Source organism: Streptomyces sp. NPDC007346 (assembly GCF_040703535.1).
GTDB lineage: Bacteria > Actinomycetota > Actinomycetes > Streptomycetales > Streptomycetaceae > Streptomyces.
The window spans coordinates 32,988-43,322 of record NZ_JBEYKR010000053.1; the positions used below are offsets into that span (position 1 = coordinate 32,988).

Here is a 10,335-nt window from a genome sequence, read left to right on the forward strand (position 1 = left end):
CGGTGGATCAGCCCGCCGCCCGCAGTTCCAGCGTGCAGCACTTCACGCTGCCGCCCGCCTTGAGGAGTTCGGAGAGGTCCACGCCGACCGGGTTGAAGCCGCGGTCGCGGAGCTGGTCCGCGAGGCCGGTGGCGTTCTGGGGGAGGACCACGTTCAGCCCGTCCGACGTGGCGTTGAGGCCGAACACCTCTGCGTCCTGGGCCGAGGCGATCACGGCGTCCGGGAAGAGCCGTCGCAGGACGGCGAGGCTGCCGGGGGAGAAGGCCCCCGGGTAGTAGGCGACCGTCCTCTCGTCGAGCACGGTGAGGGCGGTGTCCAGGTGGTAGTAGTCGGGGTCCACCAGGGTCAGCCCGATCACCGGGCGGCCGAAGAACTCCTGGGCCTCGTCGTGGGAGCGGGGGTCGCTGCGGAACCCCGTCCCGGCGAGCAGGTGGTCGCCCACGAGCAGGTAGTCGCCCTCCCCTTCGTTGACGACACTCGCGGTACGCAGGTCCGGGAAGCCGTTGTCGCGTAGCCAGTCGTGGTAGGCCGGGCCCTCGGCGATGCGCTCGGCGTCGCGGAAGCGCGCCACGAGGGCGCGCCCGTCGACGACCGTGGCGCCGTTGGCGGCGAAGACCATGTCGGGCAGACCACGGACGGGCTCGATGGTGTCGACGGTGTGCCCGAGGCTCAGGTAGACCTCGCGCAGTCGCTCCCACTGGGCGATGGCCAGCGGAGTGTCGACGGGCTTCTTCGGGTCCATCCACGGGTTGATGGAGTAGACCACGTCGAAGTGGGTGGGCCGGCACATGAGGTAGTGCCGGGCACGTGCGGTACGCATGGGTGAGGGTCCCGATCGTCAGGGGCGGCCGGTGAGATAGCCGCCCATCGAGGTGAAGTGCTCGGTCGCGGGAAGTTCGCGGCCGTCCTCGGTCCGTACGCGAGTGATGGCCAGACCGTGGTTGCGGCCGGTCCGGGCGTCGGCTCCGGCGACGATCACGACGCCGTCGCCCTCGCGGTAGAAGATCCGGCCCGGGGTTCCGCCGTAGCGGCCGTCGGACACGACGGCGGAGACGACTTCGAGCCGCTGTCCCTTGTGGAAGGTGAAGGCGCTCGGGTACGGAGCGGACTGGGCGCGGACCAGACGCTCCAGGTCCTCGGCCGGCCAGCTCCAGTCGATACGGATGTCCTCCTCGGCCCGCTTGTGGAAGAAGCTGGCCCGGGACCGGTCCTGCGGGGTGAACTCGGTCTGCCCCGAGGCGATCAGGTCCAGCGCCTCGGTGGTGACCGGGGCGATGAGGTCGACCGTCCGGTGGAAGAGGTCGGTGGCCGTGTCCGCCGGTCCGACGGTGACCGACCGCTGGACGACGATGTCGCCCGCGTCCAGCTCCTCGTCCATCAGGTGGGCGGTGACGCCGACCTCCGGTTCGCCGTTGATGAGCGCCCAGATCAGCGGCGAGAAGCCCGCGTAGGCGGGCAGCAGGGAGTCGTGGATGTTCAGTGTGCCGTGGACCGGCAGGTCGTAGATCTCCGGCGGGATCCATGTCCGCCAGTTGTTGGCCACGATGATGTCCGGGGCCACCTCCTTGAGGCGGTCCAGGAGCGCGTCGTCCGGCCGGTTGCGGATGATCACGGGGATCCCGTGCTTCTCCGCCAGGTCGGCCACCGAGTCGCTCCAGATCTTCTCGTAGGCGTGCTCGCTTCGCGGGTGCGTCACGACCGTCACCACGTCGTGCTCGGAGTCCAGCAGCGCTTGCAGGGTGCGGTGCCCCCAGGTCTGGTAACCGAACATGACGACCCGCATGGAGGTGCCTCCTTGGAAGAACGATGGACCGGCGCTTAGTAAAGCAAGGCTTACCTAAGAGCACAACGTCCCATGATTCACAGCGAGGTTGACGGATCGGATCGGCCGGAATCGCGCCATGCCGTCGACAGGCGGGGGCGGGCGGGCTAGCTTGGCCCGGCCCGCTCTCCGGCCGTGCGCCGTGGGTCCGACCGCGACGGGGAGGGATCTCCCATGCTCTGTACGAGGCTGACGAACGCCCGCATCCTCACGATGGACCCGCACCACCCCGTCGCCCGTGACCTGGGCATCTGGCGGGGCCGGATCGTCGGCCTGGACGAGGCGGTGACCTCCCTGCCGGCCCGCGAGGTGGTCGACCTCGGGGGCGCCACCGTGCTGCCCGGCTTCATCGACAGCCATGTCCACCTCGCCTGGGCCGGGTTGAAGGCCCGTACGCCGAGCGTCGCCCCGTGCGAGCGGGCCGGGGACATCCTCGCCGCGGTGGACGAGGCCGCCCGGCGCCCGGCACCCCTCGGTGCCTGGCTGGATATCGCCGGGTACGACCAGCGGGCGCTGGGCCGCCATCTGACCGCCGCCGAACTGGACCGGGTCAGCCACGGCCGCAAGGTCTTCCTGATGCACGACTCCGGACACGCCTGCGTCGTCAACACCGCCGTCCTGGAGCTGCTGCCGGCCGATGTGGAGCACGAGGAGGGCTTCCTGGCCGAGAGCGCCATGACCGCGGCCCGCCGGCTGCGTCTGCCGTACTCCCAGGAGGAGCTCGCCGACGCCATCGAGCATGCCGCCCGCGCCTGCCTCGCCGAGGGGATCACCGCCTGCGCCGAGGCCGGCGTCGGCGGCGGGCTGCTGGGCCACAGCCCCGTCGAACTCGGCGCCTACCAACTCCTCCGCGACCAGGGGCGGCTGCCCGTGCGCGTTCAGCTCATGGCGTCCGGCGACACCCTGCGTACCCGGGCCGCCCACCCCGACGACGGCTTCACCCAGGCCCTCGACCTCGGGCTGCGCACCGGGTTCGGCGACGACTGGCTCTCCCTGGGCGCCCTGAAGATCTACACCGACGGCGGCATGATGGCCCGCACGGCCGCGCTCACCTCCCCGTACGAAGGGACCGACGACACGGGCCGGCTCCAGGACGACCCCGGCCGGCTCACCCGCCTCATCGTCGACGGCCACCTCGCCGGCTGGCAGCTCGCCGTCCACGCGATCGGCGACCGCGCCGCCGACCTCGCCCTGGACGCCCTGGAGCAGGCCCAGAAGCTGAAGCCCCGGCCGGACGCGCGCCACCGCATCGAGCACGCCGGTCTCATCCGCCCCGACCAGCTGCCCCGCTTCGCCGAGCTCGGTGTGAGCGCGGTGGTCCAGCCCGCCTTCCTGCGCCACTTCGGTGACGACTACGCGACGGTGATGGGGGAGCGGCGGGCCGGCTGGATGTACCGCGGCCGGGGGTTCCTGGACCACGGCGTCACCCTCGTCGGCTCCTCCGACCGGCCCGTCGCCGACGGCTCCCCGCTGCGGGCGATCCAGTTCATGGTCGAACGGGCCTCCGCGTCGGGCCGGATCATCGGCGGGGACGAGGCGATCGACGTCGGGGCGGCCGTACGGGCGTACACGGTCGCCGGCGCCCACGCCTGCCGCTGGGAGGAGACGGCGGGCACCCTCTCCCCGGGCAAGCGCGCCGACTTGGTGGTCCTCGGCGACGACCCGCACCGGGTCGACACCGCGCGGATCGGTGACATCGAGATCGTGGCGACGTTCGTGGACGGCCGGGACACCCGGGAGGCCCCGCACGCCTGAGGGCCCGTCACGCCGGATGCCTGTCACGCCCGATGTCCTGCATGCCGGACGTCTCTCATGCCCGAGGCGCCCGGACGGGGGTTTCGCCCGCCGCCGTCCTGGCCAGGAGATCAGGGAATCACCTCCTTTTTCGTGTTATTCAGGGTGAATAGGGACATTGGCCCCGTAGGTTGGGGAGAACCGCCACTCGACTGGCGTCCCATGACACCCCGACACCGCAACCGGACGAGCGCCGGGCCGCCGTGTTCCACCGGTCGCCCGGCGCCCCGCGCGCCGCTGTTCACGAACGAGGAAAGGCAGGGCAGGTGAACGTGCTTGGGATCATCGCCTCCGGTGTGGCCGCGCTGTTCATCACGGTCGTACTCGCCAAGGGCGTCCGCCGTACGGCGCTCCGTCGCGGGGCCGACCGCGAGCCGGGCGGGCACCCGGCCCGTGCCGGGGTGGTGCGCAGACTGGGTGGCGCCACGGTCGTCCTCGGCGTCGGTACGGCTGCCGCCGCCGGTTCGGCGCTCGGCGCCGCGGGCGACGGGGGACGGACCGTCACCGGACTGCTGGCCGGAGCCGGGATCGTCGCCGCCCTGGGGCTCGTCCACGATGTGCGTCCACTCGGCCTCCCCCTGCGGCTCGCCGTCCAGACGGGCGCCGCCACGCTCGCGGTGTGCCTCGCCGGTCTGTCGCCGGTGGCGGGAACCCTGGCCGTGGTCTGGATCGTCGCCCTCACCCACGCCTTCGCCCTGCTCGACACCTCCGACGGGGTCCTGGCGGCCGTCGGCGCCGTCACGGCGGCCGGGCTGCTCGTCTGCGCCGCCGTCGACGGCCGGCCGGGGCTCGCGCTGCTGCCCGCCGCCCTGCTCGCGGGGCTCATCGGCTTCCTGCTCCACAACTGGCACCCCGCGCGCATCCGCCCCGGCGCGTCCGCCTCCCTCTTCACCGGCTTCCTCCTCGCGTCCTCCGGCGCGCTGATCCACGCGGCGGCACCGCCGGAACGCGCCGCCTGGGCCGCCCTGCCCGTGCTGGCCACCGTCGTCCTCGCCGACACCGCCCTCGTGCTGGCCTCCCGCCGGCGCGCCCGCCGCCCCCTGCTCCAGGACGGCGGCGACCACATCGCGCACCGGCTGCGCCGGATCCGCGTCACCGTGCCCGGGACGGCCGTCGTCCTCGGCCTGTGGGCGGGCGCGGCGGTGGCGACCGGCACGCTGGTGTACGTCGGGCTGCTGCACCCCGCACTCGCCCTCGTACCACCTGTGGGCAGCGCGCCGGCCGTCCTCGCGCTGCTGAGGATCCCGGCGTACGTCGCCCGGCCCAGGCCCGCCGCTCGCCGCCCGGCCACCGGCGCCGCCGTTCCGCCCATGTCGCCCGCACCGATGAGCACCGCACCGGCCCGCACCGCATCCGCGAGCACCGCGCCGTCGGCCGCCGAGTCGGCCAGGACCGCCGCCGGCCGCCCCACCGTCCCCCCGCCGCCCACCGGCCGCCCCGCCGTCGGCCTCACCGCCGACCGGAGCTGACGGGCCGGTCCGGGCGGTCACCGGCCGGTGGCGGCGGCATCACCCCCGCCACCGCCCGAGCGTGGCGCGGGCCGCCGTCCGCGCGTACGGAGACACCATCAGGAACGGCGCCCACGGCCAGGTGTGGCGCAGGCAGTACACCCACCACTGGCGCGGCGGCAGCTCCCGTACGGAGGTCACCCGGCGCAGCGCCTCCCGCACCCCGATTCCCGGTTCGCCGGAGCCGGGGAGACCGGGGCCCTGAGCGCACACACCGACCGGTGAGGGGGCGACGAAGGCGGGGACCCCGGCCCGCCGGGCGCGGAACCCGTGGTCGTAGTCGCCCATCCGGTGGCGGAAGACCTTGTCGAGGTCCCCGACCAGGTCGTGCGCGGCCCGGGAGAGCAGCACCACCCGGCCGTCGTACGTGTCGCACGGCTCGGGGCGCTCCCCGCCGGGCTCCACCAGCGCGAGGTTCCGGCCGCGCCGCCCCGAGTAGACCGTGGCCCCGTCCGCGCCCCGGACCGCACCGACGACGACCGCCGCGGTCCCGACCGCGTCCGCCGCGCCCAGGAGTCCGGCGAGGGCCCGCGGGAACAGCTCCACCCCGTCGTCGAGCCACAGCTGGTGCGTCCACCGGTGGCTCGGGCCGCCCGGTCTGCCGCTGTGCGAGCCTCCGCCGCCCCCGCCGCTGCGGCTGTTGCGGCTGGCGATGCGCATCGCCTGGTTACGGGGGACGTCCGCGCCCACCGACATGACCTCCACGGACGGATGGAGCAGGCGGACGGCTTCCGGAGTACCGTCGGTGCTGCCCGCGTCCACCAGATGCACGCCCAGCGTGGCGTGGGCCGGAAGCCCGCGCTGGGACTCCAGGGCGCTCAGCGCCGACAGGGTTCTCGCGCGACGGTTGTGACTCGTCATCAGCACGGCCAGGTGGACGGAGTGCACCGCGGAGCTCCTCAATGCTCGAATCTCATCATTCATGCATAAAAGCTGATAATCCGCATAGGCTGAGTGAGTGAGCGCAGCACCGATGGAGCACCCCTTCCCCTCGGAGCCCGGCCCCCTGGCCCCGGGCCGCACCCGCCGGGCGGTGCGCGTCGTGGCGTTCGTGCTGGCCGCGCTCAGCGTGATGACGGTGGCGCTGACCTCGACCGTCCGCGCCACCGTGCTGTCGCCGGGCTTCTACCAGTCCGTCCTGGACGAGGAGTCGGCGTACGACCGTCTCTACAGCGAGGTGCTCGTCGACCCGGCCATCGCCCCCGTCACCCGCGACCTCCTCGCCCACCTGCCCGTGCCCGAGGCGCTCGTGACCTCCAACATCAGGGTCGTCCTGCCGCCGACGACGGTGCGTTCACTCACCGACCAGCAGATCCACGCGCTCACCGGCTACCTGCGCGGCGACACCGACGAACTGCGGCTGACCGTGGACATCGACCCGGTGCTGCAGAACCTGGCCGACCTCGCCCGCATCTACTTCGGCGACCTGGTCGCCAACCTCCAGAACCAGGAGGAACCGGACTTCGCCCGTTTCACCGACGAGCTCACCACCGCGCTCGAAGCCCTCAGGGAAGGCCGCGCACCCGCCCTGCCCGCCCTGCCCCTCACCGACGAACAGGCGGCCCGCGCCACCGACGCCCTGCTGAGGCTGGTGCCCGAGCGGGAACGGACGGAGCTGCGCCCCGATGTGGAGGTGGCCCTGGGACGGGGCGACGTGTCGACGGCGCTGGCGACGACCGCGGCCGCCGCACTCGCCGACGGCTCCCGGACCGCCGCCGCCGATCTGCGCACCACGCTCCAGGGAGGTACGTGGGACCTCACCGCGACCCTGGCAGCGGCGGGCAACGATCTCGACGCCCTGGAGCAGGCCCGCGAGCGGGTGCGGCGGCTGACCCAGCTCCAGATCCTGGCCACCGTCCTGGCCCTGGCCTCCCTCGCGATGCTCTGGGCCACCGGCCCCAGCGCCCCCACCCGACGGCTGATGGGGCTGGGACAGGCGGTCGCCTGCGGCGGGGTCCTCGCGGCGGCGGCCGTCCTGTCGGCCCGGCAGGCCACCGGGGGCCGCTTCCTCGCCACCCGGCCCTCCTGGCCGCCGAGCGTCACCGCCCTGGTCGAGGACCTCCAGCGCAACGCCGTGGACCAGGCGGTGGCCACCGGCCTGACCGCCGCCCTCACGGCCCTCGTCGGCGGCGTCCTCCTCACCGCCATCGGCTGGGCGTTCCTGGTGCGCCCGCGCACCCTTCCCGCACCCACCGCCGTACGGGGAGTGGCCGCGGGCGTGACCTGTGCCGCGCTGGCGGGCGCCCTGCTCGTCCCGCCCGTACTCGGCCCGTCGGCGCCCCGCCGCTGCCAGGGCAGCACCGAACTCTGCGAGCTGCGGTACGACGAGGTCGCCCACCTCACGGCCCACAACGCCATGTCCACCACCGCCGACCGGTTCATCGGCCCTCTCCAGGACCCCGACATCACCACCCAGCTCGACACCGGTGTCCGGGCCCTCATGCTGGACACGTACCACTGGGAGAGCCCGCAGGACATCGCCGCCCGGCTCGACGACCCCGAGTTCACCCCCGAGCAGCGCCGGCTGATCTCCGCCGCCATCGACAAGGCCAACCCGCCGCGCGAGGGCCTCTGGCTCTGCCACAGCGTCTGCCGGGCCGGCGCGATCGAACTGGGCCCGGCCCTGGAGGACATCGGCGCCTGGCTGCGCGCCAACCCCACCGAGATCGTGACGCTGATCGTCCAGGACGACATCGGCGCCGAGGAGACCGCGCAGGCGTTCCACCGGGCGGGCCTCGACGACCTGCTCCACACCCCCTCCGAGGACCCCGACGAGCCGTGGCCCACGCTGGAGGAGATGATCGACAGCGGCCGTCGGCTGGTGGTGTTCGCCGAGAAGGCGGACGGCCCGGAGCCCTGGTACCGCAACTTCTACCGGTACGGCATGGAGACCCCGTTCGCCTTCCGCAGCCCCGACGAGATGAGCTGCGAACCGAACCGCGGCGGCACCGGCAAGCGCCTCTTCCTGCTCAACCACTTCGTCACGAACGGCGGCGGCAGCAGGCTGGACGCGGGCCGGATCAACTCCCGTGACTGGCTGCTGGAGCGGGCCCGGAGCTGCGAGGCCGAGCGCGGCAGCCCGGTGAACTTCGTCGCCGTCGACTACACGACCGTCGGCGACGCACCGGGAGCGGTGGAGGAACTGAACAAACACCGCGCACGGGACCGCGGCTGACCCTCCCTCAGCCCGGCTCCCAGCCTTCCGGGCCAACCCGGGGGCGGGTGTCGGAGGCTCATGAGAGGCTACGTTCCCAGCGGCTCCACTCCCGCGCGGACGGAGCCGGACGACGGCCGACAGAACGGGGAACCAGCGCACATGACCGCACCGAGCGATCCCGCACCGCCCAGCGCCCCCTCAGCAGTTCCGTCCCCCGGCGGGCCCCCCGCCCAGCAGGGGACCGGACGCCTGCTGGCCGTGAGCGACCTCCACGCGGCGGTCACCGACAACCGGCCCATCGTGGAGTCCCTCCACCCCACCACCGACGCGGACTGGCTCATCGTCGCGGGCGACGTGGCGGAGCGCCCCGACGACATCCGGTGGGCGCTGGGCCTCCTCGCGGACCGCTTCGCCCAGGTGATCTGGACGCCCGGCAACCACGAGCTGTGGAGCATGGACAAGGACCCGGTCCACCTGCGCGGCCAGGCCCGGTACGAACACCTCGTCGAGCTCTGCCGCGAGCTGGGAGTGATCACCCCCGAGGACCCCTTCCCGCTGTGGCCCGGCCCCGAGGGGCCGGTGGCGATCGCGCCGCTCTTCCTGCTGTACGACTACACCTTCCGCGCCCCCGGCACGCACACCAAGGAGGAGTCGCTGGCCGTCGCGCACAAGTCCGGCATCGTCTGCAACGACGAGTTCCTGCTCGACCCCGACCCCTACGCGACCCGCGACGACTGGTGCCGGGCCAGGGTCGCGGAGACGGAGCGCAGGCTCGCCGCGCACGACCCCCACATCCCGCTGGTCCTCGCCGGGCACTGGCCACTGGTGCGCGAACCCACGTCGGTGCTGTGGTACCCGGAGTTCGCCCAGTGGTGCGGCACCGAACTGACCGCCGACTGGCACCGCCGCTTCAACGTCGCGGCCGTCGTCTACGGACACCTCCACATCCCCCGTACGACCTGGTACGACGGCGTGCGCTTCGAGGAGGTCTCCATCGGCTATCCGAGGGAGTGGCGCGAGAGGGGCCACCCGCGCGGCCTGCTGCGCCAGATCCTCCCCTACGAACCGGAGTCCGAGCCCCCGGCCCGTACCGGCACCGCCGCCCCGGGGGGCTCCTCGTGATCGAGCGGCTGCTGCCCGCGTACGTCTCCTGCGCCGCGACGCGCCAGGAGAGCGTGCCGGACGGGACGCTCTTCCCCGAGGAGGCGGAACTGGTCGCCAGGAGCGTCCCCAAGCGCAGGAACGACTTCGCGACCGCGCGGGCCTGTGCCCGGCGGGCCATGCGCCGACTCGGCCTGGAACCCGTCGCCGTACTCCACGGGAAGCGCGGGATGCCCCTGTGGCCCGAGGGGATCGTCGGCAGCCTCACGCACTGCGAGGGGTACCGGGCGGCGGCGCTGGCGCGCTCGGCGGACGTGCTGTCGCTCGGCGTCGACGCCGAGCCGCACGCCCCGCTGCCCGAAGGCGTGGGGGAGTTGGTGGTGAGCCCATCGGAGCGTGAACGGTTCACCGGGCCGCGAGCCGGGGAGGCCGGGGGGATCCACTGGGACCGGGTGCTGTTCAGCGCCAAGGAGAGCGTCTTCAAGGTCTGGTACCCGCTCACCCTGACCGAGCTGGACTTCGAGGAGGCGGATGTGGCCTTCCACCGGGACGACGACCGGGAGGGGGGCCGGGCGGCGCAAGGCACCTTCACCGCCCGGCTGCTGCGCACCGATCCGGCCCTGCCGCCGGTCCTGGACGGGCGGTGGCGGATCGAGGACGGCATCGTCGCCACGGCGGTGCTGCTACGGCCGGACCGGCCGGAGGCGGGCGGGGTTCAGGAGCCCTGAGCGGGCGGCTCCCCGGGCTCCTGAGGGGCGGCGAGCGGGCGGCCCAGCCGGACGTTCCACCGGCCAGAGCGGCCACTCAGCTCCGTGAGGACCAGGGGCGCGACGTCGAGTCGCCAGAACGCCTCGAGCGGCAGCGACAGGCCGTGCACGACGGCCGCCCGGACGACCGCGGGCTCGACGACGGCCAGGATGCTCCCGCCCCCGCCGCCGGGGGCCAGGCGGATC

At 73.5% G+C, this 10,335-nt stretch carries 8 protein-coding genes and 1 pseudogene; 5 read left to right on the top strand and 4 right to left on the bottom strand.

What is annotated here, in order from left to right; translation table 11 throughout:
* Positions 1–7: 7 nt before the first annotated feature.
* Positions 8–820 (bottom strand): dimethylargininase, encoded by an 813-nt coding sequence (gene ddaH / locus AB0917_RS16420; RefSeq protein ID WP_366820216.1) that lies wholly within the window; start codon positions 818–820, stop codon positions 8–10.
* An 18-nt stretch (positions 821–838) separates the two neighbouring features.
* Positions 839–1,783 carry a methionyl-tRNA formyltransferase gene (locus AB0917_RS16425; RefSeq protein ID WP_366820217.1) on the bottom strand — a complete coding sequence of 315 codons (945 nt, stop codon included), beginning with the start codon at positions 1,781–1,783 and terminating at the stop codon, positions 839–841.
* Between the two features lie 213 nt (positions 1,784–1,996).
* Here AB0917_RS16425 and AB0917_RS16430 point away from each other — a divergent pair, with 213 nt between their 5' ends.
* Positions 1,997–3,577, top strand: coding sequence for an amidohydrolase (locus AB0917_RS16430; protein ID WP_366820218.1), 1,581 nt, complete (start codon positions 1,997–1,999; stop codon positions 3,575–3,577).
* Positions 3,578–3,882: 305 nt separating this feature from the next.
* Positions 3,883–5,085 (top strand): MraY family glycosyltransferase, encoded by a 1,203-nt coding sequence (locus tag AB0917_RS16435; RefSeq protein WP_366820219.1) that lies wholly within the window; start codon positions 3,883–3,885, stop codon positions 5,083–5,085.
* Positions 5,086–5,124: 39 nt separating this feature from the next.
* Here the strand turns inward: AB0917_RS16435 and AB0917_RS16440 are convergent, their stop codons facing one another.
* Positions 5,125–6,012, bottom strand: a complete 888-nt coding sequence (locus tag AB0917_RS16440) for a glycosyltransferase family 2 protein (RefSeq protein WP_366820220.1) — start codon at positions 6,010–6,012, stop codon at positions 5,125–5,127.
* An 85-nt stretch (positions 6,013–6,097) separates the two neighbouring features.
* Between AB0917_RS16440 and AB0917_RS16445 the strand changes: the two genes are divergently transcribed.
* The 3 genes from AB0917_RS16445 to AB0917_RS16455 all read left to right on the top strand — a co-directional run bounded on the left by AB0917_RS16445 (position 6,098) and on the right by AB0917_RS16455 (position 10,110).
* Complete coding sequence (locus AB0917_RS16445) at positions 6,098–8,299, top strand: PI-PLC domain-containing protein (RefSeq protein WP_366820225.1); 2,202 nt, start codon at positions 6,098–6,100, stop codon at positions 8,297–8,299.
* Between the two features lie 141 nt (positions 8,300–8,440).
* Positions 8,441–9,403, top strand: a complete 963-nt coding sequence (locus AB0917_RS16450) for a metallophosphoesterase (protein ID WP_366820221.1) — start codon at positions 8,441–8,443, stop codon at positions 9,401–9,403.
* Positions 9,400–10,110 (top strand): 4'-phosphopantetheinyl transferase superfamily protein, encoded by a 711-nt coding sequence (locus tag AB0917_RS16455; protein WP_366820222.1) that lies wholly within the window; start codon positions 9,400–9,402, stop codon positions 10,108–10,110. Before AB0917_RS16450 ends, AB0917_RS16455 begins: the two co-directional genes overlap by 4 nt.
* On the opposite strand, the pseudogene AB0917_RS16460 reads toward AB0917_RS16455, so the two are convergent.
* Positions 10,098–10,335: pseudogene (locus AB0917_RS16460) on the bottom strand (hypothetical protein); the annotation flags it as partial. The gene AB0917_RS16455 and the pseudogene AB0917_RS16460 overlap by 13 nt on opposite strands.

What these genes read in the sequence shown, in the direction of transcription:
- ddaH (WP_366820216.1), bottom strand. Translation starts at nt 820, where the DNA reads ATGCGTACCGCACGTGCCCGGCACTACCTCATGTGCCGGCCCACCCAC.
- AB0917_RS16430 (WP_366820218.1), top strand. Translation starts at nt 1,997, where the DNA reads ATGCTCTGTACGAGGCTGACGAACGCCCGCATCCTCACGATGGACCCG.
- AB0917_RS16450 (WP_366820221.1), top strand. Translation starts at nt 8,441, where the DNA reads ATGACCGCACCGAGCGATCCCGCACCGCCCAGCGCCCCCTCAGCAGTT.
- AB0917_RS16445 (WP_366820225.1), top strand. Translation starts at nt 6,098, where the DNA reads ATGGAGCACCCCTTCCCCTCGGAGCCCGGCCCCCTGGCCCCGGGCCGC.
- AB0917_RS16425 (WP_366820217.1), bottom strand. Translation starts at nt 1,783, where the DNA reads ATGCGGGTCGTCATGTTCGGTTACCAGACCTGGGGGCACCGCACCCTG.